We start from the raw sequence: 24,920 nt of genomic DNA, 5'->3' as shown, positions 1-24,920 counted from the left end.
TGATTCGTAAGGGGGGCCTAGTGCCCCCCGATTTTTACTGGAGGATTTATCATGGCAAAAGAATTCAGCCGCACCCAGCGCGTTGCGCAGGAAATGCAAAAAGAAATCGCCATTATCATTCAACGTGAAGTGAAAGATCCGCGCATCGGCATGGCGACCGTATCCGGTGTGGAAGTTTCTCGCGATCTGGCGTACGCCAAGGTTTTTGTGACCTTCCTGAATGATAACGAGCCAGAGCAAGTTAAAATAGCGGTTAAAGCACTGCAAGATGCGTCTGGTTTTATCCGTATGATGATCGGCAAGGCAATGCGCCTGCGCGTTGTTCCAGAATTGACGTTCTCCTATGACAACTCATTGGTTGAAGGGATGAGAATGTCCAATCTGGTGACCAATGTGGTTAGAAACGATACGGAACGTCGTTCTGTTACGGGCGAAGATCAGGAGGATTAATGAGTCGTCCTCGTCGCCGTGGCCGTGATGTACACGGCGTATTGTTGTTAGATAAGCCGCAGGGCGTGTCGTCTAATGATGTTTTACAGAAGGTAAAACGGATTTTTAACGCTAACAGAGCGGGCCATACGGGTGCGTTGGATCCATTAGCAACCGGTATGCTGCCGATTTGTCTTGGGGAAGCGACGAAGTTTTCTCAGTATTTGCTGGATTCTGATAAACGTTATCGTGTCATTGCTCGCCTTGGGCAACGAACCGATACTTCTGATGCTGATGGTAACGTGATTGAAGAACGTGCTATTGGTTTTTCTGCTGAGAATCTGGAACAGGCGCTTGAGAGCTTTCGTGGCACCACGCAGCAAGTACCATCCATGTATTCGGCGCTGAAATATCAGGGGCGTAAGCTGTATGAGTATGCACGTCAGGGACTGACGGTTCCGCGTGAAGCGCGTGAAATCACCGTTTACGAACTTCAGTTCATTCGCTGGGAAGGTGATGAGCTGGAACTGGAGATTCACTGCTCGAAAGGGACGTACATCCGTACCATTATTGACGATCTGGGTGAACAACTGGGCTGTGGCGCGCATGTGATTTACCTGCGCCGCTTGCAGGTTGCCACATATCCTACTGAAAGAATGGTGACGCTGGAGCAGCTAGCGGCCTTGGCCGAGCAGGCTCAGACGCAAGAAAACTCGCTTTCTCTGAGCCTTGATCCGCTGCTCATGCCGATGGAAAGCCCGGTTATTGATTTTCCTGAAGTAAATTTGACGCCCGTTGTCGCAGGTTATTTGAAACTGGGGCAGGCGGTTCAGGCAGCAAATGCGCCGTTGAACGGCATGGTGAGAATCACCGAAGGTGATGAGCACAAATTTATCGGAATGGGTGAAATTGACGGCGATGGGCGCGTTGCACCACGGCGTTTGGTTGTTGAGTTTCCGATGTAAACCCGTCCGTTGCTGCCTTGCTATCGCAGAACGCTGAGGGTAGAATAGCGCGGCTTGACTATTGGGTGGCTGAATTAGAGATCGGCGCCTGTTTTTTTATCTATAATGTTTGGAGTATTACAATGTCTCTAAGTGTTGAAGCTAAAGCTAAAATCGTAGCAGACTTCGGTCGTGGCACTAACGATAGTGGTTCTACTGAAGTTCAGGTTGCTTTGCTGACTGCGCAGATCAACCATCTGCAAGGCCACTTTTCTGAGCACAAAAAAGATCACCACAGCCGTCGTGGTCTGCTGCGTATGGTTTCTCAGCGTCGTAAGCTGCTGGACTACCTGAAGCGTAAAGATGTAGCACGTTACACCAGTCTGATCGAGCGTCTGGGTCTGCGTCGCTAAGTCTTCTGAGTTTCAGTGGGAAGGGGCCTCTTTTGGCCCCTTTCTTCTAGGAAGCGTTAGCAAAACAGAGTAGTGTATTGTTGTTAAATATGATCTTTCATTACAGAGGTTCGCGCGGCTAATGAGAGGCTTTATCTGCATAAGCAAGATAAGGGTTGTCATTAGTCGTGAGGATGTAGTGTAAAGGTCGGGAGTTCACTGGTGCGTTTATCTAGAATACGTGTAACGCGCCCCAGCTAAGGATATTATTTTGCTGAATCCGATCGTTCGTAAGTTTCAATATGGTCAGCATACCGTCACATTAGAGACGGGTATGATGGCACGCCAGGCTACCGCCGCTGTAATGGTAAGCATGGATGACACAGCGGTATTCGTTACCGTTGTCGGCGCTAAAAACGCTAAGCCCGGCCAAAGTTTCTTCCCGTTGACGGTTAACTATCAGGAGCGTACCTACGCTGCTGGACGTTTCCCTGGTGGTTTTTTCCGCCGTGAAGGTCGTCCAAGCGAAGGCGAAACGCTGATTTCTCGTCTGATTGACCGTCCGATTCGCCCTCTGTTCCCAGAAGGCTTCCTGAATGAAGTTCAGGTTATTGCCACTGTGGTTTCCGTTAACCCACAAGTTAACCCTGACATCGTTGCCATGATTGGTGCCTCTGCGGCGCTGAGTCTGTCTGGTATTCCGTTCAGCGGCCCTATCGGTGCTGCTCGCGTTGGTTACCTGAATGACCAGTATGTTCTGAACCCAACGACAGATGAGCTGAAAGAAAGCCGTTTGGATCTGGTTGTTGCTGGTACAGAAGGCGCGGTTCTGATGGTGGAATCCGAAGCTGAACTGCTGAGTGAAGATCAGATGCTGGGTGCGGTGGTGTTTGGCCACGACCAACAGCAGATCGTTATCGAAAACATCAACTCACTGGTTGCAGAAGCTGGCAAACCGAAGTGGGAATGGCATGCGCCAGAAGTTAATGTTTCCTTAGAACAGCGTGTACAGGCTCTGTCGGAAGCACGTTTGGGTGACGCTTATCGTATCACCGAAAAACAAGAGCGTTATGCACAGGTTGACGTCATCAAATCTGACGTTGTTGCTGCGCTGCAAGCCGAAGATGAAACGCTGAATGCCGGTGAGATTCAGGAAATCCTGGGTAACATCGAGAAAAACGTTGTGCGTAGCCGCGTACTGGCTGGCGAACCGCGTATTGATGGCCGTGAAAAAGACATGATTCGTGGTCTGGATGTGCGCACTGGCGTGCTGCCGCGTACCCACGGTTCTGCACTGTTCACCCGTGGTGAAACGCAGGCGTTGGTAACGGCAACGCTGGGTACTGAGCGTGACGCGCAGACCATCGACGAACTGACCGGTGAACGTACCGATCGCTTCCTGCTGCACTACAACTTCCCTCCGTACTCTGTCGGTGAAACCGGTATGGTTGGCTCGCCTAAACGTCGTGAAATTGGTCACGGTCGTCTGGCTAAGCGCGGCGTGCTGGCAGTTATGCCGAAGGCGAACGAATTCCCGTACACCGTGCGTGTGGTATCTGAAATCACGGAATCTAACGGTTCTTCTTCCATGGCGTCTGTCTGCGGTGCTTCTCTGGCACTGATGGATGCGGGTGTGCCAATCAAATCAGCCGTTGCGGGTATCGCGATGGGTCTGGTGAAAGAAGGCGACAACTTTGTTGTTCTGTCCGACATTCTGGGTGACGAAGACCACCTGGGCGATATGGACTTTAAAGTTGCTGGTAGCCGTGAAGGTATTACCGCGCTGCAAATGGATATCAAGATCGAAGGGATTACCCGTGAGATCATGCAGGTTGCTTTGAATCAGGCCAAAGGTGCACGTTTGCACATTCTGGGTGTGATGGAACAGGCAATCAGCACGCCGCGTGGCGACATCTCCGAATTCGCACCGCGTATTCACACCATCAAAATCAGTACCGATAAGATCAAAGATGTGATCGGTAAAGGTGGTTCTGTGATTCGTGCGCTGACCGAAGAGACGGGCACCACCATTGAAATCGAAGACGATGGTACTGTGAAGATCGCTTCAACCGATGGCGAAAAAGCGAAACACGCGATTCGTCGTATTGAAGAGATCACTGCCGAAATTGAAGTTGGCCGAGTGTATCAGGGTAAAGTTACCCGCATCGTTGATTTTGGTGCTTTCGTCGCTATCGGCGGCGGCAAAGAAGGCCTGGTACATATTTCTCAGATCGCCGATAAGCGCGTAGAGAAAGTAACTGACTACCTGCAAATGGGTCAGGAAGTGCCGGTCAAGGTTCTGGAAGTTGATCGCCAGGGCCGCGTGCGCTTAAGCATCAAAGAAGCAAATGCACAAACTCAGGAAGCGGCAGCACCGTCTTCTGAGGAATAACGACTGTTAGAAAACGGTCTTATGGCACCTTGCCTGATTATGGCAAGGTGCTGTGTGTATCGTAAGGGTATGGATGTCCTTGCGTTGAGCGGTCCGGGACAGGATGTTCATCCAATGTTTGTCTTCGGGAGTGGGAAATGAAGCCTTTCTTGCGCTGGTGTTATGTTGCAACAGCACTCATGCTGGCAGGATGCAGCAACACGGATTGGCGTAAAGACGCAGTATTGGCGATTCCGTTACAGCCGACTTTACAGCAGGAAGTGATTCTGGCACGCATGGAACAAATCCTTGCAAGCCGGGCATTAACCGATGATGAGCGAGCACAGCTATTATATGAGCGCGGAGTGCTGTATGATAGTCTCGGGTTACGGGCATTAGCGCGGAATGATTTTTCACAAGCGTTGACGATCCGCCCTGATATTCCAGAAGTTTTTAACTATTTGGGTATCTATTTAACGCAGGCAGGCAATTTTGATGCTGCCTATGAAGCGTTTGATTCTGTACTAGAGCTTGATCCAACTTACAATTATGCGCGTTTAAACCGTGGCATCGCTTTGTATTATGGCGGTCGCTATCTGTTAGCGCAGGATGATCTGCTGGCGTTTTATCGAGACGATCCGAATGATCCTTTCCGTTCGTTATGGCTGTATCTTGTGGAGAGAGAAATCAATCCAGAGACGGCCAAAATTGCGTTGAAAAAACGCTATGACGACGCCAAGAAAGGGCCTTGGGGATGGAATATTGTCGAATTCTACCTGGGCAGTATCAGTGAAAAGACACTGATGCAGCGTTTACAGGAAGAAGCTACGGATAACACTTCGCTCGCTGAGCATCTCAGTGAAACTGACTTCTATTTAGGTAAGCATTACCTAAGTCTGGGGGACAAGAACACCGCTTTGGCGCTGTTCAAGCTGACGGTTGCCAACAACGTCCACAACTTTGTTGAGCACCGCTATGCATTGTTGGAATTGGCGCTATTAGGCCAAGAGCAAGACGACCTATCAGGATCGGACCAGCAATAGCTGACGAACACTTAATCAGCCTGAAAAACTTCGGTTATCACCTTAACGGGTGAGGGCTTTTTTGTTCGCTTTTTAATCCAATTTGAGCCGGTTCACACTTTTCAATGAAAATGACTGAAAATTTTCACGACGAGTTATGTAGACTGGCCGCCATGTTTAATGAGGCACGTGTACATGACTGATTTAGTAACTTCTTTTGCCGATTTGGGGCTGAACACCTCTATCCTTAATGCCCTGACTGATTTGGGCTATGAAAAACCGTCTCCGATTCAGGCGGAATGTATTCCTCACCTGCTGAATGGTCGCGATGTGCTGGGTATGGCACAGACCGGTAGCGGTAAAACAGCAGCGTTCTCTCTGCCATTACTGAATAATCTGAAGCCTGAGCTGAAAGCACCACAGATTCTGGTGCTGGCACCGACCCGCGAACTGGCGGTGCAGGTAGCAGAGGCCTGCAATGATTTCTCCAAACATATGCACGGCGTGAACGTCGTTGCACTGTACGGCGGACAACGCTATGACGTGCAGCTGCGCGCTTTGCGTGGTGGAGCACAGATCGTTGTTGGTACGCCAGGTCGTCTGCTGGACCACCTGAAGCGCGGTACGCTGGATCTGTCCAACCTGAGCGGTCTGGTTCTGGACGAAGCTGATGAAATGCTGCGTATGGGCTTCATCGAAGATGTTGAAAACATCATGGCTCAGATCCCTGCTGAGCATCAGACTGCGCTGTTCTCTGCGACCATGCCTGAAGCGATTCGCCGCATTACGCGCCGTTTCATGAAAGATCCGCAAGAAGTTCGCATCCAATCAAGCGTGACGACGCGTCCAGACATCAGCCAGAGCTACTGGACGGTGCAGGGCATGCGTAAAAATGAAGCGCTGGTTCGCTTCCTGGAAGCGGAAGATTTTGACGCGGCGATTATTTTCGTTCGTACCAAGAATGCGACGTTGGAAGTGGCTGAAGCCCTGGAACGTAGCGGTTATAACAGTGCTGCGCTGAACGGTGACATGAACCAGGCGCTGCGTGAGCAAACGCTGGAGCGTCTGAAAGATGGTCGTCTTGATATCCTGATCGCCACCGACGTTGCGGCACGTGGTCTGGACGTTGAACGTATCAGCCTGGTCGTGAACTACGATATTCCGATGGATGCCGAGTCTTACGTCCACCGTATTGGCCGTACTGGCCGTGCTGGTCGTGCGGGTCGCGCACTGCTGTTTGTTGAAAACCGTGAGCGCCGCCTGCTGCGTAACGTTGAGCGCACCATGAAGCTGACGATTCCTGAAGTGGAATTGCCAAACGCAGAACTGCTGGGTCAACGCCGTCTGGCTAAATTTGCTGCGAAAGTACAGCAACAGCTGGAAAGCAGCGATCTGGACATGTACCGTGCGCTGCTGACGAAACTGCAACCGCAGGAAGAGCTGGATGTTGAAACGCTGGCTGCCGCACTGCTGAAAATGGCACAGGGCGAACGTCCTCTGATTCTGCCGCCAGATCCGGCATTCCGTCCTCGCCGTGAATTCCGCGATCGCGATGAGTCTCGTGGTGATTCACGTGGCGATCGTCGCCGCGATCCACGTGATTCTCGCGAAAGCCGTGACGGTGACCGTCCGCAACGCCGTGAGCGTCGTGATGCTGGTGAGATGGAACTGTATCGTATCGAAGTGGGTCGTGATGACGGCGTTGAAGTTCGTCATATTGTTGGTGCTATCGCTAACGAAGGGGATATCAGCAGTCGTTACATCGGTAACATCAAGCTGTTCGGGTCCCACTCAACGATCGAACTGCCGAAAGGTATGCCGGGCGATCTGTTATCACACTTTACCCGCACGCGTATTCTGAACAAACCAATGAATATGCAATTGCTGGGTGATGCAGTAGCACAGCCAGAACGTCGTGGCGGTGGCCGTCCTGGTGGCGAACGTCGTGATGGCGCAGCACCACGTCGCTCTTTCGGCGGTGGTGAACGCCGTGAAGGTAATGGTAACGGCGGTGAGCGTCGTGAACGTTCTTTCAACCGTGATAACCGTGACGGTGCTTCGCGCGCTCCACGTCGTCGTCCTGCTGACGCGTAAGCTGCAATACAGTTTGTTTTAATTCGAACTGTTTCAACGAAATAAGCTGCAATGCAAAACGACCCGTTCAGGGTCGTTTTTTTTGGTCACAACAAATCTATCGGGGCTCTAAATATTTCGTGTTATAGCGTCTGCCGTACATCCATCGCGATTTCAAAAGATTGTAAACGTGCCTGATGGTCAAAGATTTGGCCATTGATCATCACTTCATCTGCCTGCGTTTCACGTAAAAGGCTCTGCAACCCATGACGGACTTTTGTGCGATCGCCGACAATCGACAGCCGCAGTGCTTGCTCCGCGCCAAATTGTTCAACGGGAGATCCAACCGTATCGATATTTTCCACCGGTGCGGGCAGCGGGCCCGGCGTGCCACGGCGCAGGTTGATGAATTGTTGCTGCATTGACGTGAAGAGGAAGCGCGCATCCCGATCGCTATCGGCCGCAACCACATTGACACAAACCATCGCATAGGGTTTAGCGTGAGTGGCTGAAGGGACAAAGTTTTCGCGGTACAGGCGGAATGCTTCTAGCAGCATATCCGGTGCGAAATGGGCAGCGAAGGCAAAAGGCAGCCCCAGTCTCGCGGCTAGCTGCGCGCTATACAGGCTCGATCCCAATAGCCAGATAGGAACATTTAGACCCTGTCCGGGGACAGCCTGCACTGCCTGACCCGGTTGTGCATCAGCGAAATAGCGCTGCAATTCCTGTACATCGCGTGGGAAATCGTCGATATCGGCATTAAGGTGACGGCGAAGTGCCATCATGGTGCGTTGATCTGTGCCGGGAGCACGGCCTAATCCCAAATCGATACGGCCGGGATACAGCGATTCCAACGTACCGAACTGCTCGGCGATGACGAGCGGTGAGTGATTCGGCAACATTACACCACCGGAACCGAGACGGATGCGCTGCGTACCGGAGGCAAGATAGCCAAGTAGCACTGATGTCGCCGCACTGGCGATACCGGTCATGCTGTGGTGTTCTGCCAGCCAATAGCGGTGATAGCCCCATTTTTCTGTATGTTGCGCCAGATCCAGCGAGCGATGGAAGGCGTCACGCGCTGTCGCGCCTTGTGGAATCGGTGCCAGATCGAGGACGGAAAACACAGCGGATTGAGAAGATGTGGACATAATATGGCTCACTTTGTTGTTCACTGACTCCACTTGTTTAGTGGATGCTAACGCCGTCAGTCAATGATGAAAGTCAGAGCAGTATGAGGGAATGTCGCAGCACTGCGTAATTCAAAAGATGCGTTTATATTCGTCATACTTCACGTTGCATGTGCGTTGGTATTGTGTCGCTACCCGAATCACTCACTTAGATAAGCCCATTGGGATGCCTCTGCTAGCCGCCTGCCTGAAACTTGAGTTATTTAGAATAGATGGAAAGGGCGGCTGGCCGCCCTAATAGTATGGGCGTTATTGAACGAGTTCCAGGCCAGCGACACGACGCCAGTAGCCGTTACAATCGGCCTGATTCTCCAGCGTTAATGGCCTATTGCCTTGCTCGTTGGCGCGGAATTTATCCAGCATCGCCGGAGTGGTGATATCGTTTGGAGACAGCCGGACAATATCGACCAAATCCTGCATTGATGTCAGCTCGTTGCCGAGGTTGTAGCAGTAGCCGCTTTGTGTCTGGATGCCATTGAGGACAAAGACCTGCTGGTTCTCCTGCGACAACATTTTTCTGCCTTGCGGATAGCTGAGGCAGCAGGTTTCACATTCATCTTTTGGCCGATCTTCTGAACGAGCGGTGAAGCAGCGTGCGGAGTAGGCTAATGGCAGGTGGCCGTAGCTGAGTACTTCCACTTCAAACTGATGGCGAAAGCCAAGCTCTTCGCATTGGTTTAGCAGGTTTTGCAGCCAGTCACGAGATAGCTCAACCGGCATACACCAGCGTACCATCCCTTGCTTGTGCAGCACTCGCAGGGTGTAGGCGTTATAGCAATTGAGCGCGTGTCCGGCGACAAATGGCAGATTGCGTTCAGCAGCGATGTTAACTGCGCCCAGATCGTTAGCTTCCAGCAAGAATTCGCCGTTCTCCACATAGCGTTTTAGCTCCGTGAGTTCAGACGGAGCCTGTAAGAGCGCCAGTGTAGAGATCACCACCTGTTTGCCGCTACTGGCAACCTCACGAGCAACGTTGAACCAGTCCGTCACTTTCATTATACGGCGCTTGCTGCACACCGTTTCGCCGAGATAAACGATATCGGCACTGCTGTTCACCGCGGCCTGATAAAACGCCTCGACGTCTTCTTTCGGCCAATAGTAGAGGATATTCCCTAATGCGTATTTCATGTGTTCTCCTGCTACTGCCATTTGCGATGATACGCACCGAGTGTGGTCTGCGTGCCTTCTGCCACTGCGCCTAACGCATCCATCCAGGACTGAGTGGGTACGAATGTCTCAGGATTGGCGCGGCAGCGATCGATAGCCTGCCGCCACACCTGCGTAATCTGGCTGACGTAAGCCGGGCTGCGCTGGCGACCCTCTATTTTTACGGAGGCAATATTGGCAGCCATCAACTCAGGCAGAAGCTCCAGCGTATTCAGGCTGGTGGGTTCTTCCAGTGCATGGTAGCGCTGCCCATCGACCAAATAGCGGCCTTTACACAACGTAGGGTAACCGGCGTTTTCATCGTCCTGATAGCGGTCGATCAGGATATTGTTCAGTCGCGATTCCATGCCGTTTTCCGTCTGCTGCCAGCGTACAAACCGTGCAGGCGAGCAAGCACCTACGGTGTTCGGCGATTCACCCGTCAGATAAGAAGAGAGATAACAACGTCCTTCCGCCATGATGCACAGGCTACCGAAGGCGAAAACCTCGAGCGGTACCGGGCTGGTGCGAGCGATTTGCTTCACCTGATGAATGGACAGCACGCGCGGCAGCACGATGCGTGAGACATCGAAATGGCGATGATAGAAACGGATCGCTTCGGTGTTTGTTGCGGAAGCCTGAACCGACACGTGGCGTTCGATGTTGGGATAGCGTTCGGCGGCATATTCCAGCATGGCGAGATCGGCGAGGATCAGCACATCGGCACCGATCTGTGCTGCCATATCCACGGCGCGTTGCCAGCGCTGATAGCCATCCGGGTGCGCAAACGTATTGATGGCGATATGCAGCTTACGCCGGTGGCGATGCACGTACTCACGTGCTTCCTGTAGTTTCTTATCAGTAAAGTTCAACCCGGCAAAATGACGTGCGTTGGTGTCATCTTTTAGGCCGATATAGACCGCATCTGCGCCATTATCGATAGCAGCTTTCAGTGCTGGCAGGTTACCAGCGGGACAAAGCAGTTCCATACACAATCCTTCATTAATCCCTTCGGGGCCGTAGCGGGCCGGTGCGATCAATGATGTTCAGACTGATAATAGCTACTATGACAGGCACCTAGCCTGTCCCCTTTGCGGGCTGTCGCAAGCAATTATTTTTCAGTCGATGAATGTTGTTAACGATTGGGAATCTTAATTAACCCATCAGGTAAGGACTTTGATTTAAGGCAGTTTATGGTGCTAATCGTCGCACAAGGACAAAATCTGTTGGGCATAATCGGATAAGCGACTAAATTATTGACATAGACCTCTGCCACTTGCGGTGGATGTGGCAAAATGTTTGCAGATTATCTGAACAGTCAGATTGCTTTAAGAGGAGTACGCCAGTGTTGGAAAAACTACGAGCGCAGATTGTGCGTCAGGGGCCGAGCTTATTAGGTAAGCCACTCAAGTTCACCCCCTTTGCGCTACAGCGTCAGGTTTTGGAACAGATGTTGGGCTGGCAGTTCCGTCAGGCGCTGGAAGAGGGCGATCTGGCATTTCTCGAAAGCCGCTGGCTGAAAATTGAGGTGCGTGATGTCGGCTTGCAGTGGTTTATGACGCTGCGTGAGGGGCGCTTGGTGGTGAGCCATGATGAGACGCCGGATGTCAGCTTCAGCGCGGATGCAAATGATCTGATTTTGATCGCCGCACGCAAAGAGGATCCTGATACGTTGTTTTTCCAACGTCGTCTACGCATTGAGGGCGATACCGAATTAGGTTTGTATGTGAAGAACCTGATGGATGCCATTGAGCTGGAAGCCATGCCTGCGCCGCTGCGTATTGGCCTGTTGCAACTGGCGAACTTTGTTGAGGCCGGTTTACAGGAGGGCGTAGTGCAAACAACGAATCACGCGCCAGTATCATGCTAGTTCGGGTGGAAATTCCCGTCGATGCCGCAGGGATCGACAGCTTATTGCGCCGTTCTTTTCCTACGGGAGCAGAAGCAGATTTGGTGCATCAACTGCGTGAAGACGGCTTATTGACGCTTGGCGTTGTGGCAACTGACGATGAAGGTGGTGTGGTGGGCTATGCTGCATTCAGCCCGGTGCTGATCGAAGGTGAGGATCGGCAGTGGGTCGCACTTGCGCCGTTGGCGGTAGATGAAAGTCTGCGTCGACAAGGTGTAGGGGAGAATCTGGTCTACGAAGGGTTGGATGCGCTGAATGAATTTAGCTACACCGCTGTCGTTGTACTGGGTGAACCTGCGTACTACTCTCGCTTTGGTTTCGTTCCCGCTACAGAGCACCAGCTGCATTGTCGTTGGCCAGACAGCGAATCGACTTTTCAGGTCTATCCATTGGCGGACAATCAGGTTGCTGGTGAAGATTCGCCTGAAGGCGAAAGCGGATTTGAAGAGGCGATCGGGTTGGTTGAATATGCCGAGCCGTTTAAGCGCTTTCTCTAACCGATAGTGTATCAATACAAAGCATCTGAGGCTGGTCCTGTACCAGCCTTTCTTTTTGGCTTTTGCTCAACTGCTTAATGCGATATTCCAGCTTGAGTGCGTTTGAACGATCGCCTGCCAGACAGTGAAACACCAGCGTCAGCTCCCCTTTCCCACGCAGTGCTTTTGCCCCTTTTCCTGCTTGATGTTGATTCAGGCGGCGGCTGACATCCGTCGTGATACCCGTGTACAGCGCCCCGGTGACCGTACGCAGCATGTACAGATACCATTGAGAATGTTCGACGTGTTCAGTCATCGCGTTGTCTGTGGATTATTGTTTGAAAAAGTGGCTCGGCACAGCTAAACATAAATAGCACCTCACTCCAATCGTATTTAAAACAATTAGCATTTCAAAGAACCAATACTACATCACATCAAGAGTCGTTACTCACCATGTGCATTTCTTTTACCGATAGGGAAAAACGTATGACATTGAAACGATATATGCCGCCAGCGTTGGCCGTAGCGTTCTCTTCTTGCTTCCTTTCATTGGGCTATGCCGCGGAACTGGCTGAGAAGGATCGGGAAACAATAGTTAATGCCGTCGCGAGTTATTCTAATCAGATGACAACCGTTGCTCAGCAGATATGGTCAAAGCCCGAACTGGGCTATTTGGAAACCAACACGTCCAGACTGCTACAGGAAGAACTGAAAGCCGCTGGGTTCAGTGTTGAAACGGGTGTCGCGGGGATTCCAACCGCATTTGTAGCGACGGCGGGGAAATCCGACGGGCCGGTTATTGGTATTCTGGCCGAGATGGATGCGCTACCGGGCTTCTCCCAGGCCGCTACGCCGGAGCGTTCTCCAGTGGATGGTATTGAGGCGGGACATGCCTGCGGGCATCACCTGTTTGGTGCGGGGTCGGTTGGTGCTGCGATTGCGCTGAAACAGTGGCTGGATGCGACGGGTAAACCTGGTCAAATTCGAGTCTATGGCACGCCAGCTGAAGAAGGGGGTTCCGGTAAAGTCTATATGACACGGGAAGGGCTGTTTAAGGATGTTGATGTGATGCTGCACTGGCATCCCGGCGATGAGAACTCCGCCTCGCAAGATTATTCTCTGGCGAACGTGAACGGTAAATTCCGTTTCTATGGTCGTTCTGCTCATGCCGCGATAGCGCCAGACAAGGGGCGTTCGGCGTTGGACGGCGTGGAAGCACTGAATTTTATGGTGAACGCGATGCGTGAACATGTGCCGCAGGAAACGCGTATTCACTATGTGATTACTGATGGCGGCAAAGCGCCGAATGTGGTGCCAGATTTCGCTGAAGTGTATTACTACGTGCGCCACCCCGATCCCGCCGTGGTTGCTAGCGTGACCGATCGCATCCGCAAGGCGGCGGAAGGTGCGGCGCTGGGAACCGAAACACGGTATGAATTTGAAATTCTCGGCGGCGTGTACAGCCTGTTACCGAACAACGTGTTGGGGAAAGTGATGGATGACAGTCTCAGAAGCGTCGGTGCGCCGCAGTGGGACAAAGCGGATACGGATTTCGCCACCGCGTTACAGAAAACGTTGGATCAATCCAAACTGCCACCGCTTTCTAGTGCTGCTAGCATCGCCCCGTACCACTTTGGCGAAACGGGATACGCGTCAACCGATGTGGGTGATGTCAGTTGGGTTGTGCCGACAGTGGGCTTAGGAACCGCGACCTGGGTGCCTGGCGTACCGGCACATAGCTGGCAGGCGGTGGCATCAGGTGGTATGGCGATTGGCTATAAAGGCATGGATGTTGCGGCTAAAACGCTGGCTGTCACGGGGGCCAAGCTGCTGAGCGACCCCACATTAATTGAACAGGCAAAGGCTGAGTTCAACAAGAGTCGTGGAGAGAACTTCCATTATAAACCGTTACTGGGTGACCGAAAACCTGCTCTGGACTACCGCAAACCTGCCAAAGGGAAATAATTTTCCCGCTCTGCCGCGGTTTCCCTCTGCCCTTAGGGAGAAACCGCTATGCTTATTACATGATCTTAACCCGCGGCATCCGGTGATTTCCAACCTGCATGTTGCCCGTGGTTAGCGTCTTCTTTTTCCCGATGAAAATGGATGCTTTGGCTGACAAGGCTGTCACTGGTATTCATTGCATTAGCCTTATCTGGGGAAGTATGTGTGATTAAAATCACATATAATCATTGTCCATTGCATTTCTATTACATCAAGTGTGAATGAATGCACAAAATAGTCTGGCATGGCGTGTTCAAATATCTTATCTGTCCACGTGTATAAAGCGTTTCTTTCGATATCGTTCTTTCGGTGTTGAAACAATCACAGGATGAAGGGTAGAGGAAGGCTGACTGCGGTGAGAAGGATCTCGGTGCCGCTACAGGTTGTTTCTCCTGAGCGTTATCTTCAAGGAACCAAGTCCGCTCGCCAAACGTGCTGGTTTTGCACCAGTTAATGTTCAAGGCCAGTTAGACTGGCTGACGAGTTGGAGAGTTGTATGACCAAGCTAACCACGGCCGCGCAACGCGCGCTGGCGCTGATGGATTTAACCACGCTGAATGAGGATGATACGGATGAAAAAGTGACGGCACTCTGCCGTCAGGCGAACAGCCCGGCAGGAAAAACTGCTGCTATCTGTATCTATCCACGTTTTATCCCTCTGGCGAAAAAGATCCTGCGTGAGCAGGGTACGCCAGATATCCGCATTGCGACAGTAACCAACTTCCCGCACGGCAATAATGATATTGACGCTGCTGTTGCAGAAACCAGAGCGGCGATAGCCTACGGCGCTGATGAAGTGGATGTTGTATTCCCCTATCGAGCACTGATAGCTGGCAATTCGCAAATCGGTTTTGATCTGGTACAGGCATGTAAAGCGGTGTGTCAGGATGCCAACGTGCTGCTGAAAGTGATCATCGAGACAGGCGAGCTGAAACAAGACGCGCTGATTCGTCAGGCCAGTGAGATTGCCATTGATGCGGGGGCCGATTTTATTAAAACCTCAACCGGCAAAGTACCTGTGAATGCGACACCAGAAAGTGCGTCGATCATGCTGAAGACGATCCGCGATAAAGGTGTGGGTGGGCATGTTGGCTTTAAAGCCGCTGGCGGCGTGCGTAATGCGGAAGATGCCGCCATCTATCTGCAACTGGCGGACGATATCATGGGCGCTGAGTGGGCGGATGCACAGCATTTTCGCTTTGGCGCATCCAGTTTGCTGGCTAGCCTGCTGACGACGCTCGGCCACGAGACAGTGGCGCAACGCGGCAGCTACTAATCACGCGCACATAGTGCACTATTTATTTGTGAAAACATGTTGTTGATGACGGTATTGGTTCACAACAGCAAATGTGCTTGCAGCGATAGGTTGCTAAGCCATATCAGAATTCATCAGGAGTACAGACCTTGTTTCTGATTCAAGAAATTATTCGTAAGAAGCGTGATGGAAAAGCTCTGAGCGAAGAAGAAATCCGCTTCTTTATCAACGGTATTCGTGACAATACTGTTTCTGAAGGTCAGATCGCCGCGTTGGCGATGACCATTTACTTTCACGACATGTCGATGGATGAGCGTGTGGCGCTGACGTTGGCGATGCGTGACTCCGGCACGGTGCTGGACTGGAAGAGTCTGAACCTGAACGGCCCGCTGGTGGACAAACATTCTACTGGCGGCGTAGGGGATGTGACCTCGTTGATGCTGGGGCCAATGGTCGCCGCCTGCGGGGGATATGTGCCGATGATCTCCGGGCGTGGGCTGGGGCATACTGGTGGCACGTTAGATAAACTTGAAGCGATTCCGGGACTGGATATTTTCCCAAACGATGACGATTTTCGTCGCATCATCCAGCAGGTGGGCGTCGCGATTATTGGGCAGACCTCATCGCTGGCTCCGGCGGATAAACGCTTTTACGCCACGCGCGATATTACCGCTACGGTCGATTCGATTCCCCTGATCACCGCGTCGATTCTGGCGAAGAAGCTGGCCGAAGGGCTGGATGCGTTAGTGATGGACGTTAAAGTGGGTTCCGGGGCATTTATGCCGACCTATGAATTGTCCGAACAGCTGGCACAGGCGATTGTCGGCGTAGCGAATAACGCAGGGTGCCGTACCAGTGCTTTGCTGACTGACATGAATCAGGTGCTGGCTTCCAGCGCGGGTAATGCGCTGGAAGTGCGAGAAGCCGTGCGTTTCCTGACGGGAGAGAGCCGCAATCCACGCTTGTATGATGTTACTATGGCGCTATGTGGCGAGATGCTGCTGGCAGGCGGATTGGCAAGTTCAGCGGACGAGGCGCATTCACGTTTACAGGCCGTGTTGGATAACGGCAAAGCGGCCGATGTTTTTGGTCGCATGGTTGCCGCACAGCGTGGACCGGGCGATTTTGTTGAACACTACGATCGTTACCTGCCAGTGGCGACGTTAAGTAAGCCAGTGTTCGCGGCGCGTGAGGGCATTGTGACCGCGATGGATACCCGTGCGCTGGGCATGGCGGTGGTATCGCTGGGCGGCGGACGTCGTCAGGCCACCGATACGATCGATTACAGTGTCGGTCTGGATAGCATGATTAGCCTGGGCGAGCGCGTTGACGCGCAGCGTCCGCTGGCGGTAATCCACGCCAATACGGAAGCGCAGTGGCAGCAGGCGGCGAATGACGTCCGAGCCGCGATCCAATTGGGCGACACGGCACCAGAAAAGACCCCGATGGTCTATCGTCGGGTGAGTGCGGAAGCGTGATTGCGCAGGGTTGGCGACAGGTAACCTTGAATTGATTTTCCCCTACCGGTAGGCGGGGCGTTAGCGCATAGCTGCGCAGGAGAGAAAGAATGAAACGTGCATATATTATGGTTCTTGATTCGTTTGGGATCGGCAGCAGTGCTGATGCCGAACGTTTTGGTGATGCAGGGTCTGACACGCTTGGTCATATCGCTCAGGCATGTGCCGCGGGTACGGCGGATAAAGGGCGCAGTGGCGCACTGCATTTGCCGAACCTGAGCCGTTTGGGGCTAGGTAAAGCCGCTGAGGCCTCAACGGGGACATTCCCGGCAGGGCTGGATGAAAACGCAGACATTATCGGCGCTTACGCACATGCCAGTGAAATTTCTTCGGGTAAAGATACGCCGTCTGGCCACTGGGAAATTGCTGGTGTGCCTGTCCTGTTTGACTGGGGCTATTTTAAAGATGAAGAAAACAGTTTTCCGCAGGAACTGCTGGATACACTGGTAAAACGTGCCAATCTGCCAGGCTATCTGGGCAACTGTCACTCTTCTGGTACGGTGATTCTGGATCAGCTAGCAGAAGAGCACATGAAAACGGGCAAGCCGATTTTCTACACTTCTGCGGATTCGGTGTTCCAGATTGCTTGCCATGAAGAAACGTTCGGCCTGGATAAGCTGTACGAGCTGTGTGAAATAGCCCGCGAAGAGCTGACTGAAGGGAATTACAACATCGGGCGAGTAATCGCACGTCCGTTTATTGGCGACAAACCCGGCAGCTTCGAGCGTACCGGCAACCGTCACGATCTGGCTGTTGAACCGCCAGCGCCAACCATCCTGAAAAAGCTAGTGGATGAAAAGGGCGGTGAAGTGGTTTCCGTCGGTAAAATTGCGGATATTTATGCGCAGGTCGGTATCACGAAGAAAGTGAAGGCTACCGGCATCGATGCGCTGTTTGACGCCACGCTGAAAGAGATGGATAGCGCGGGCGACAACACGATCGTATTTACCAACTTTGTTGATTTCGACTCTGCCTACGGCCACCGCCGTGATATTCCAGGCTATGCGGCCGCGCTGGAGCTGTTTGATCGCCGTTTACCTGAGCTGATGTCACGCGTGAAAGGTGATGACATTCTGATTCTGACGGCTGACCACGGCTGTGACCCAAGCTGGCACGGCACCGATCATACTCGCGAGAACGTACCGGTGTTGATCTATGGGCCGAAAGTGAAGCCGGGGTCATACGGTCACCGTGAAACCTTCGCCGATATTGGGCAGACGGTTGCAACCTACTTTGGCTTGTCACCTATGGACTACGGCAAATCGATACTGTAAAAACACCGTTTTAGTGAAACTTGATTAATTAAGGAATAAACGCATGGCTACGCCACATATTAATGCAGAAATGGGTGATTTCGCTGACGTTGTACTGATGCCGGGCGACCCGCTGCGTGCTAAGTTCATTGCAGAAACCTTTCTGGAAAATGCCCGCGAAGTGAACAACGTGCGTGGCATGCTGGGTTTCACTGGCACGTATAAAGGCCGTAAAATTTCGGTCATGGGTCACGGTATGGGGATCCCATCCTGCTCGATCTATGCGAAAGAACTGATCACCGAATTCGGCGTGAAGAAGATCATCCGTGTGGGTTCCTGTGGTGCGGTACGTGAAGATGTTAAATTGCGCGATGTGGTGATCGGTATGGGCGCCTGTACGGATTCCAAAGTGAACCGTATGCGCTTCAAAGATCACGACTATGCGGCGATTGCCGATTTCGACATGGTGCGTAATGCCGTTGATGCGGCTAAAGCACGCGATGTTTCTGTACGCGTAGGTAACATCTTCTCTGCCGATCTGTTCTATACGCCAGACCCGCAGATGTTCGATGTGATGGAAAAATACGGCATCCTGGGTGTAGAAATGGAAGCGGCGGGTATCTACGGCGTAGCGGCTGAGTTCGGTGCGAAAGCGCTGGCAATCTGTACCGTTTCTGACCACATTCGTACTGGTGCGCAGACCACGTCAGAAGAGCGTCAAAACACGTTCAATGAGATGATCGAGATCGCGCTGGAGTCCGTTCTACTGGGCGATAACGAGTAACACCATCACAGCCCGGACATGCGCTCCGGGCTGTATTTTCCTGTTGTCCCTTCACATCCTTTCGTAAGAAGCCTGCTGGATATTCGTCTCTGGTGATGTAACCGCAAGAGCGATCGCGTGACTCTCTGCTTCCTCTTTCTCCTCTGGAGCGAGTGGTGTCAACCGTATCTGATGTGTGAAGCAAGCCAGCACGGCAGGCTGATGGCTGACTGCCAGTACGATGGTTTGTGGCAGCGCTATCCTGATTTGCTCCAATAACTGAAGTGCCGCCGCATCATCGAGCTGGCTGGTGGCTTCATCCAGACAAAGTAATGTTGGGCGCAGTAGCAGCGCACGCGCGAGTGACAAACGCTGTTGTTCGCCACCAGACAGCTCTCGGCTCCAGTTCGCCTTGTCATCCAAACGCGGAATCAGTGAGGCGAGTCCGGTTTGTTCCAACACGGTGGATAGCTGTGAGTGATCGGCTAGCTGCGCTTGCGGGTAACACAATACCTGACGCAACGTATCCTGCGGTAAATAGGCCTTTTGCGGCAAGAATAACGCTCGACCCACCGGAAAATGCCACTCTCCTTGCGATTCAGGCCACAGCCCCGCCAGCGCCCGCAGCAGGGTGGTTTTCCCACTGCCGCTAGCTGCGCTGAGCACGGCCCACTCGCCAGCCTGTAGCGTGAGCGTGAGCGGGGCGAAATAGGCTGAACCATTAGGGCGCGCTACAGATAATTCGTTGATATGCAGAACTTGCCCTTCATGGTGCGGTGCGTCTGGCGTCGGTAATTGCTGTAAGCGGTGCTGGAATTCCCACAGCCGTTCAATCGTTGAAGACCACTGAACTAGCTGACGATACGCATCGATAAACCAGCCAAAGGCATCCAGCACATAGCCGAAGGCGGATCGCGCCTGCATAATCGCTCCAAGGCTAACCTGACGGGCGAGAAACAGCGGCAGGGTAGCGAAAACGGGGATGATCAGGCTGAAACGAAAATAGCTGGTGGTAAAACTCTCCAGTCGGAATTCCCGCGCCATTAAGCGCTGCCAATTTTGCACGATGGGTAAGAAGTGTTGCCGCATTCGCTGCTGCTCGGCGTCGCTGCCCTGATAAAACGCGATTTGCTCGCTATTATCCCGTACTCGCAGCAGCGTGGCGCGGTAGTCGGCTTCTGTACGCTGGCGTTCAATATTCAGCTTGTGCAGGCGGTGCCCCAATAGGTGTGTCGCAACGCTGGCTAATGCTGCATAAGCCAGAGCAATCCATACCAGATAGCCGTGTATCGTGATGGTGTAGCCGCCCAGCATGAAGGTATGGACGCCGGAAAGCTGCCAGAGAATGGCGATGAAAGAGAAAAAGCGGGCGATATTCTTGAGTAAAGAGAGCAGGAGTTCGAGGCTTTGTTCGATCAGTAGACGAATATCTTCTGCAATACGCTGGTCGGGATTATCCAGCCCTGAATTGAGCTGGTAGTGCGCGTGATTGCGCAGCCAATCTTGTTCATACTGGCGTGTCATGGTATCGCGCCAGCGGATAATCAGCTGTTTTTTGAACCAGTTTCCGCAGATGATCACCAGCACGAACAGCAGCGTATAAGCCAGATAGCGTACAGCCATATCGTAGATTGACGCGTGCTGAAAGTAGTCGGCTAGCGCGTCGTAAAAATCCCGGCTCCAGTTATTGTATTGCACGCTGATCCACACGACGGAGAGTGTCAGGCTCATAATCAGTAACAGTAGCAGCCAGAGCAGCGCTGCTCGCGTGGTCAGCCAGAAAGGCGCGACCAGCGAATAAAAGCGTTTAAGCGTTTGCATAATCGGTTGAGCGATAGCCTGCCAGCAGACGCTGGCAGGCGAGTGCGCTTAGAAATTCCACTTCGCGGTCAGCATAAAATTACGCGGGTCGCCGTAATAGTTGTAGCCGCTGCGGTGGCGGTTGTTCAGGTTCAGGAAGTAGGTTTTATCCGTCAGGTTATTGCCCACCAGATTGAAACTCAGGTTTTTGCTGTACTGATAGCGGACATTGGCGTTAAACAGCGTGTAGCCGCCCTGAGACAGGCCAAAAGCGCGGTTTGGATAGGTTTGCGTACCCGTCTGAGCGGTCATGCCTGCACCAATCGTCCATGGGTTTAACACTCCCGGCAGATTGTAGGAGGTGTACAGTTTGAACATATGCTTTGGTGTGCGTGGGCTGAACTGTGCCGCTTTCTCACTCTCTGATGCTTCCAAATATTTACTGTTAGTCAGGGTATAACCCGTCTGAATCTGCCAGCCTTCAGCCAGTTGCCCTGTGACATCCAGTTCGACCCCTTGGCTGCGTACTTTGCCTTCAGCACTGGAACAACCGCTATTAGAATTTCGGCAAACGGAACTGTCTGCCTCGGCGCGTGCACGGTTGGACTGAATAATGCGGAACAGTGCCAGTGAAGCATTCAGATCGCCGTCAAAAAACTCCCCTTTCACGCCGGTTTCATAGTTGGTGCCAGTAATGGCAGGCAGCAGCTTATCGTCCTTATCGCGTGCACTCTGCGGTTTATAGATTTCAGCATAGCTGGCATACCAGGTGTAATTGTCGGCAAAATTCCATAGCAGGCCGCTATAAGGGACAAATTTATCGCGAACGTGCAGGCTGCTGTATTCCTTGTCGCTGGTGTTGCGCTGGTTATCGTAATAGTAGTCGTAGCTATAAGCGCTGTAGCGGCCGCCGAGGATGAGTTTCCAGTCATCGGCCAGCTCCCAGCGTGTGGTAGTAAACAGTCCGCGCTGATAAATATTATATTGTTCTCTATAACGGGAACTGTAGAGGCTAAGGTTCGACCAATCGGGTTCTGCGACTGAGTTGGGGTTCCAATTATAGATATTGGCACTGGTGGTGTTAGCAATACGGCCAATAGCGTTGTCGAAGTTCTCTTTCTGATAATCACCGCCGAACACCAGCTCATGGCTACGTCCCAATAACTCAAACGGACCACTTACACTGAGGTTATAGCCCCATTGATCGCTCTTGTTGTCATAGTGCAGCGCATTGTTTAATCGGCTGACTCCCGTAGCGGGATCGACGCCTGCCGTGCCGTTCATAATACCGATATAGCGTTCTTTAGACGTGGCTCGTGTGTAGCTGAGCGCACTTTTCAGTGTCCAGTCGTTGGTAAAGCGATGCTCGAATTCAGCAAATGGATTAATCCTTTCAAAATTAATTCGGTTCCAACTCGCCCCCAGAAACGTTGAACGCGGGAGGTGTAAGTTGCTTTTATCGGTGCCGAAAGGAACGCCATAAAGATCGGGCACTACATCGGTTTTCTGCCAGTTTATTCCGGTTGTCACGGTAGTGTCGGGTGTGATATCCCAAGCCAGTGTCCCGAACAGCACCTTACGTTCGCTGCCGACATAATCCGTAAAACTCTGTTTGTCCTGGTATACGCTGACCAGACGGCCACGCAGACTGGCATCGTCATTGAGTGGACCAGAAATATCTATCTCGCTACGGTAATTGTCCCAACTACCGATCCCTGCACTGGCAGACGCCTGAAATTCATAGGTTGGTTTTTTACGTACCAGATTGACGGTGCCGCCGGGTTCGCCACTGCCTTGTGTTAGGCCGGAAGCACCGCGCAGAACTTCGACGCGATCGTAAATCGCCAGATCGGGTGATTCACTGGTCGATTGGGAGGCGTTCATTACGCTATTTTGCGACGACTGGTTGACGCCATCTTCTTTGATGTTATCCATCGCGAACGCGCGCGATTCGTATTTCACCTGAAAGCTATTCTGATTGACCACGTTGACGCCAGTGGTTTGCTTCATGGCCTCGTCCAGTGAGGTCATATTCTGATCGTCCATGCGCTGGCGCGTCACGACACTCACTGATTGCGGTGTTTCTCGCGGTGACAAATTCAACTGTGTTGCGGTGTTCATGCTGCGAGTGGTGTAGGACTGTGTGCCCTCGGTCACGCCGTTGCGGTTGACGCCCGCTACGACCAGCATTTCATCCCCTTGCGGTATTCTCTGTAAGCGCCAGACGCTATTAGGCTGCGGAATCACCTGAAGCCCACTTCCAGCTAGCAGCGCTGAAAACCCATCATCCACGCTGTAATTCCCTTTTAGGGACTGCCCGGTTTTTCCTGTTGCCAACTGTGCATCGCCGACCAGATAAACGCCCGACTGGGCGGCAAACTGGTTGAGTTGCTGATTAAGCGGTCCGGCAGGGATGGAATACGTTTTGGTTGCCGCAGCTGTGGTCGTTTCTGCTGCCGTTGCGGTGGAGTGTACGAACAGCGGTGCGCCGCACAGCAACAGATGAACGGCAATTGCCAGTTTGGAAGGTGTGCGCTGTGTAGAGAAAAATGGAATCAATGCCATGAAAATTCGCCTTCTGACCCAGAGTAAAAATTGGTGGTTTTACTGTGAATCGAACGACAGTGGAAAAAGGGGAACTCAAAAGAGAAAATTTTTTGTCTTTATCCCAAAAAGCGTTCTAAAAAGGTGACTGGTATGAGAACGACATCAGCGTGGTTCGACGGTTACCCACCACGGAAAACGTTGATGGATGCGGACCGGGAAGGCCTGCGCCAGCATGTTTAGCGCCATGTCGGTATCGGTTAACGGGAAGGTGCCCATCACACGTAAATCAGCGATAGCAGGTTGACACGCCAGATAGCCGTGGCGATAGCGCGACAGCTGGGCTACGAGTTCTCCCAGCGGCATGTTGTCCGCCTGTAACATGCCGTGTGACCAGTCGGCATCGTTCTGCTGGTTGGGCAAGATATCGCCCTGACCGTTTGCGTTAAAACGCAGGTGATAGCCCGCATTAACCCGACGTGCGGTGGAGGCGTATGTGGCGCTGACATCGACAGCATGTTGGTAAACAGCCAGCGTTGTGGTATCTGACTCCTGCGCGACGCTGAATCGCGTGCCCAGCGCCTGCAAGCGCCCTTGTGCCGTGGTCACAAAGAAAGGGCGGGCGTCGGCGGCGGTATCAATCAGAATATCGCCTGCCAGCAGCGCGATTTCCCGACGCCGATCGCTGTAGCGAATATCAATGGCGCTGGCTGTGTTCAGCCACAGACGGGTGTTGTCTGGCAACGTGAGTGATTTGATTTCCCCTACTGCACTGTGATGATCGGCCGTCATCGCCAGCAGCGAGCCTTTTAACGGCGTATGGTGGTACGTTAGCCAGGAAAGTAAGGAACCGGTGCTGAGTAGGGCGGCGAGCTTGAGTGCGCGACGGCGGGTAATGGGTTCAGGTTTGTGCAGTAACGTGTTCAGTGCGGGCTGCTGACCGTCGCCGCGCAATGGTTGGAAACGCTGGCTGACCATTTGTACGTATTCCCAGGCATGGCGATGCTCTTCGCTTTCCTCCATCCAGCGCTGCCAGTGGTGGTAGTGCTCATCGCCAGGTTCCCGATCGCACAGTTGGGCGTACCATTGCGATGCCTGCTGCAAGGCAATAAAACTGGGTTTATTCATGACTGAGTGGCCTGACCGTCCGCGTCTATTTCTGCCTCTAGCAGCACGCAGTGCAGCATGGCCTGCGCCATATATTTTTTCACCATGCGTTCGGAAACGCCCAGCGCCTCGGCAATGTCCCGATAAGGTCGGCCTTGAACCTGCGCCATGATAAAGGCGACACGTACCTTCTCTGGCAGCGCTCGCAGCATCGCATCGACTTGATACAGGGTTTCGAGAATGATATTGCTATCTTCCGCCGACAGGGCAACCGGCTCCGGCTGTTCGGCCAGCGAAGTGAGCCAGACTCGCTCAATCTCCCGCTTGCGCCAGAGATCGACACACATACCTTGCGCCATTACGCTCAGATAAGCCCGTGCACCGGCGTGGCTGTCGAACTGACGCGGTTTCAGCAGCAGTCGTAAAAACACATCCTGCGCCAGATCGGCCGCATCACACAGATTCCCCAGCCGCTTACGCAATAGCCCCTGCAACCAGCCGTGATGCTGACAATAGAGCTGGTGCATATCTGCTGAGGTATCAATATTGGCTGATGACATATCTGGTGCCTGAAACGGAGCAATAGGAGGTCAAATTTCAGGCGCATCTTAGTTGAGAATGATTTTTATTTCAACGCTAAGGAAAATGTGGGTAACGATCTTGAGGGGCGAGGTGAGGGTACTGTGGGCTGCAAGGCTAGAATGCACCACACCCATTAGTCGCTG

The 24,920-nt window shown here is 52.6% G+C and carries 22 protein-coding genes; 14 read left to right on the top strand and 8 right to left on the bottom strand.

The window, feature by feature from the left end:
* Nucleotides 1–51: 51 nt before the first annotated feature.
* From rbfA to CLR69_RS12690, 7 genes are all read left to right on the top strand, one after another.
* On the top strand, nucleotides 52–450 hold the full coding sequence (rbfA, locus tag CLR69_RS12720) for a 30S ribosome-binding factor RbfA (protein ID WP_005971529.1): 399 nt from the start codon (nucleotides 52–54) through the stop codon (nucleotides 448–450).
* Nucleotides 450–1,394 (top strand): tRNA pseudouridine(55) synthase TruB, encoded by a 945-nt coding sequence (gene truB / locus CLR69_RS12715; RefSeq protein ID WP_129702802.1) that lies wholly within the window; start codon nucleotides 450–452, stop codon nucleotides 1,392–1,394. Before rbfA ends, truB begins: the two co-directional genes overlap by 1 nt.
* Before the next feature lie 122 nt (nucleotides 1,395–1,516).
* Nucleotides 1,517–1,786 carry a 30S ribosomal protein S15 gene (gene rpsO, locus CLR69_RS12710; RefSeq protein ID WP_010279698.1) on the top strand — a complete coding sequence of 90 codons (270 nt, stop codon included), beginning with the start codon at nucleotides 1,517–1,519 and terminating at the stop codon, nucleotides 1,784–1,786.
* Nucleotides 1,787–2,036: 250 nt separating this feature from the next.
* Nucleotides 2,037–4,157 (top strand): polyribonucleotide nucleotidyltransferase, encoded by a 2,121-nt coding sequence (gene pnp, locus CLR69_RS12705; RefSeq protein ID WP_129702803.1) that lies wholly within the window; start codon nucleotides 2,037–2,039, stop codon nucleotides 4,155–4,157.
* A 137-nt stretch (nucleotides 4,158–4,294) separates the two neighbouring features.
* Nucleotides 4,295–5,179, top strand: coding sequence for a lipoprotein NlpI (nlpI, locus tag CLR69_RS12700; protein WP_107170100.1), 885 nt, complete (start codon nucleotides 4,295–4,297; stop codon nucleotides 5,177–5,179).
* A 104-nt stretch (nucleotides 5,180–5,283) separates the two neighbouring features.
* A complete protein-coding gene (gene yrbN, locus CLR69_RS23420) occupies nucleotides 5,284–5,361 on the top strand; it encodes a protein YrbN (protein ID WP_099606227.1) in 78 nt (25 codons plus the stop codon).
* Nucleotides 5,354–7,252 (top strand): DEAD/DEAH family ATP-dependent RNA helicase, encoded by a 1,899-nt coding sequence (locus CLR69_RS12690; protein ID WP_129712824.1) that lies wholly within the window; start codon nucleotides 5,354–5,356, stop codon nucleotides 7,250–7,252. Before yrbN ends, CLR69_RS12690 begins: the two co-directional genes overlap by 8 nt.
* Before the next feature lie 122 nt (nucleotides 7,253–7,374).
* Here CLR69_RS12690 and CLR69_RS12685 read toward each other — a convergent pair whose 3' ends face one another.
* From CLR69_RS12685 to ubiU, 3 genes are all read right to left on the bottom strand, one after another.
* Entirely contained in the window at nucleotides 7,375–8,382 is a 1,008-nt protein-coding gene (locus tag CLR69_RS12685; RefSeq protein ID WP_129712823.1) for a luciferase-like monooxygenase, read from the bottom strand.
* 288 nt (nucleotides 8,383–8,670) lie between these two features.
* Nucleotides 8,671–9,549 (bottom strand): U32 family peptidase, encoded by an 879-nt coding sequence (locus CLR69_RS12680; RefSeq protein ID WP_129712822.1) that lies wholly within the window; start codon nucleotides 9,547–9,549, stop codon nucleotides 8,671–8,673.
* Between the two features lie 11 nt (nucleotides 9,550–9,560).
* Nucleotides 9,561–10,556 carry a ubiquinone anaerobic biosynthesis protein UbiU gene (ubiU, locus tag CLR69_RS12675; protein WP_113626297.1) on the bottom strand — a complete coding sequence of 332 codons (996 nt, stop codon included), beginning with the start codon at nucleotides 10,554–10,556 and terminating at the stop codon, nucleotides 9,561–9,563.
* A 356-nt stretch (nucleotides 10,557–10,912) separates the two neighbouring features.
* On the opposite strand from ubiU, the gene ubiT reads away from it, so the two are divergent.
* Together ubiT and CLR69_RS12665 are read left to right on the top strand one after the other, a co-directional pair.
* Nucleotides 10,913–11,437, top strand: a complete 525-nt coding sequence (gene ubiT / locus CLR69_RS12670; RefSeq protein ID WP_129702808.1) for a ubiquinone anaerobic biosynthesis accessory factor UbiT — start codon at nucleotides 10,913–10,915, stop codon at nucleotides 11,435–11,437.
* Nucleotides 11,431–11,973 (top strand): GNAT family N-acetyltransferase, encoded by a 543-nt coding sequence (locus CLR69_RS12665; RefSeq protein WP_129702809.1) that lies wholly within the window; start codon nucleotides 11,431–11,433, stop codon nucleotides 11,971–11,973. The genes ubiT and CLR69_RS12665 overlap by 7 nt, the downstream gene beginning before the upstream one ends.
* Here the strand turns inward: CLR69_RS12665 and CLR69_RS12660 are convergent.
* Nucleotides 11,957–12,268 (bottom strand): GIY-YIG nuclease family protein, encoded by a 312-nt coding sequence (locus tag CLR69_RS12660; RefSeq protein ID WP_129712821.1) that lies wholly within the window; start codon nucleotides 12,266–12,268, stop codon nucleotides 11,957–11,959. The two genes, CLR69_RS12665 and CLR69_RS12660, sit on opposite strands and share 17 nt — an antisense overlap.
* Before the next feature lie 170 nt (nucleotides 12,269–12,438).
* On the opposite strand from CLR69_RS12660, the gene CLR69_RS12655 reads away from it, so the two are divergent.
* The 5 genes from CLR69_RS12655 to deoD all read left to right on the top strand — a co-directional run bounded on the left by CLR69_RS12655 (nucleotide 12,439) and on the right by deoD (nucleotide 18,765).
* A complete protein-coding gene (locus tag CLR69_RS12655) occupies nucleotides 12,439–13,917 on the top strand; it encodes an amidohydrolase (protein WP_129712820.1) in 1,479 nt (492 codons plus the stop codon).
* A 535-nt stretch (nucleotides 13,918–14,452) separates the two neighbouring features.
* Nucleotides 14,453–15,232, top strand: a complete 780-nt coding sequence (deoC, locus tag CLR69_RS12650) for a deoxyribose-phosphate aldolase (RefSeq protein ID WP_129712819.1) — start codon at nucleotides 14,453–14,455, stop codon at nucleotides 15,230–15,232.
* A gap of 128 nt (nucleotides 15,233–15,360) precedes the next feature.
* Entirely contained in the window at nucleotides 15,361–16,689 is a 1,329-nt protein-coding gene (gene deoA / locus CLR69_RS12645) for a thymidine phosphorylase (protein WP_129702813.1), read from the top strand.
* 89 nt (nucleotides 16,690–16,778) lie between these two features.
* A complete protein-coding gene (deoB, locus tag CLR69_RS12640; RefSeq protein WP_129712818.1) occupies nucleotides 16,779–18,002 on the top strand; it encodes a phosphopentomutase in 1,224 nt (407 codons plus the stop codon).
* 43 nt (nucleotides 18,003–18,045) lie between these two features.
* A complete protein-coding gene (gene deoD, locus CLR69_RS12635; protein ID WP_048258731.1) occupies nucleotides 18,046–18,765 on the top strand; it encodes a purine-nucleoside phosphorylase in 720 nt (239 codons plus the stop codon).
* Nucleotides 18,766–18,816: 51 nt separating this feature from the next.
* Here the strand turns inward: deoD and CLR69_RS12630 are convergent, their stop codons facing one another.
* From CLR69_RS12630 to CLR69_RS12615, 4 genes are all read right to left on the bottom strand, one after another.
* Nucleotides 18,817–20,565: an ABC transporter ATP-binding protein/permease gene (locus CLR69_RS12630; RefSeq protein ID WP_129712817.1), complete on the bottom strand. Its 1,749-nt coding sequence runs from the start codon at nucleotides 20,563–20,565 to the stop codon at nucleotides 18,817–18,819.
* A gap of 48 nt (nucleotides 20,566–20,613) precedes the next feature.
* A complete protein-coding gene (locus CLR69_RS12625; protein WP_129712816.1) occupies nucleotides 20,614–23,109 on the bottom strand; it encodes a TonB-dependent siderophore receptor in 2,496 nt (831 codons plus the stop codon).
* Between the two features lie 144 nt (nucleotides 23,110–23,253).
* Entirely contained in the window at nucleotides 23,254–24,216 is a 963-nt protein-coding gene (locus tag CLR69_RS12620) for a FecR domain-containing protein (protein ID WP_129712815.1), read from the bottom strand.
* The gene (locus CLR69_RS12615; protein WP_129702818.1) at nucleotides 24,213–24,755 is read right to left on the bottom strand and encodes a sigma-70 family RNA polymerase sigma factor; all 543 of its coding nucleotides are present in this window, start codon (nucleotides 24,753–24,755) and stop codon (nucleotides 24,213–24,215) included. The genes CLR69_RS12620 and CLR69_RS12615 overlap by 4 nt, the downstream gene beginning before the upstream one ends.
* Nucleotides 24,756–24,920 lie beyond the last annotated feature (165 nt).

Origin of the sequence: Pectobacterium zantedeschiae (assembly GCF_004137795.1) — a bacterium.
GTDB lineage: Bacteria > Pseudomonadota > Gammaproteobacteria > Enterobacterales > Enterobacteriaceae > Pectobacterium > Pectobacterium zantedeschiae.
The sequence above is the reverse complement of the archived record's forward strand: the minus strand, read 5'-3'. Positions and strand labels throughout refer to the sequence as shown.

What these genes read in the sequence shown, in the direction of transcription:
- rbfA (WP_005971529.1), top strand. Translation starts at nt 52, where the DNA reads ATGGCAAAAGAATTCAGCCGCACCCAGCGCGTTGCGCAGGAAATGCAA.
- truB (WP_129702802.1), top strand. Translation starts at nt 450, where the DNA reads ATGAGTCGTCCTCGTCGCCGTGGCCGTGATGTACACGGCGTATTGTTG.
- rpsO (WP_010279698.1), top strand. Translation starts at nt 1,517, where the DNA reads ATGTCTCTAAGTGTTGAAGCTAAAGCTAAAATCGTAGCAGACTTCGGT.
- nlpI (WP_107170100.1), top strand. Translation starts at nt 4,295, where the DNA reads ATGAAGCCTTTCTTGCGCTGGTGTTATGTTGCAACAGCACTCATGCTG.
- yrbN (WP_099606227.1), top strand. Translation starts at nt 5,284, where the DNA reads ATGAAAATGACTGAAAATTTTCACGACGAGTTATGTAGACTGGCCGCC.
- CLR69_RS12690 (WP_129712824.1), top strand. Translation starts at nt 5,354, where the DNA reads ATGACTGATTTAGTAACTTCTTTTGCCGATTTGGGGCTGAACACCTCT.
- CLR69_RS12685 (WP_129712823.1), bottom strand. Translation starts at nt 8,382, where the DNA reads ATGTCCACATCTTCTCAATCCGCTGTGTTTTCCGTCCTCGATCTGGCA.
- CLR69_RS12680 (WP_129712822.1), bottom strand. Translation starts at nt 9,549, where the DNA reads ATGAAATACGCATTAGGGAATATCCTCTACTATTGGCCGAAAGAAGAC.
- ubiU (WP_113626297.1), bottom strand. Translation starts at nt 10,556, where the DNA reads ATGGAACTGCTTTGTCCCGCTGGTAACCTGCCAGCACTGAAAGCTGCT.
- CLR69_RS12665 (WP_129702809.1), top strand. Translation starts at nt 11,431, where the DNA reads ATGCTAGTTCGGGTGGAAATTCCCGTCGATGCCGCAGGGATCGACAGC.
- CLR69_RS12660 (WP_129712821.1), bottom strand. Translation starts at nt 12,268, where the DNA reads ATGACTGAACACGTCGAACATTCTCAATGGTATCTGTACATGCTGCGT.
- CLR69_RS12655 (WP_129712820.1), top strand. Translation starts at nt 12,439, where the DNA reads ATGACATTGAAACGATATATGCCGCCAGCGTTGGCCGTAGCGTTCTCT.
- deoC (WP_129712819.1), top strand. Translation starts at nt 14,453, where the DNA reads ATGACCAAGCTAACCACGGCCGCGCAACGCGCGCTGGCGCTGATGGAT.
- deoB (WP_129712818.1), top strand. Translation starts at nt 16,779, where the DNA reads ATGAAACGTGCATATATTATGGTTCTTGATTCGTTTGGGATCGGCAGC.
- deoD (WP_048258731.1), top strand. Translation starts at nt 18,046, where the DNA reads ATGGCTACGCCACATATTAATGCAGAAATGGGTGATTTCGCTGACGTT.
- CLR69_RS12630 (WP_129712817.1), bottom strand. Translation starts at nt 20,565, where the DNA reads ATGCAAACGCTTAAACGCTTTTATTCGCTGGTCGCGCCTTTCTGGCTG.
- CLR69_RS12625 (WP_129712816.1), bottom strand. Translation starts at nt 23,109, where the DNA reads ATGGCATTGATTCCATTTTTCTCTACACAGCGCACACCTTCCAAACTG.
- CLR69_RS12620 (WP_129712815.1), bottom strand. Translation starts at nt 24,216, where the DNA reads ATGAATAAACCCAGTTTTATTGCCTTGCAGCAGGCATCGCAATGGTAC.
- CLR69_RS12615 (WP_129702818.1), bottom strand. Translation starts at nt 24,755, where the DNA reads ATGTCATCAGCCAATATTGATACCTCAGCAGATATGCACCAGCTCTAT.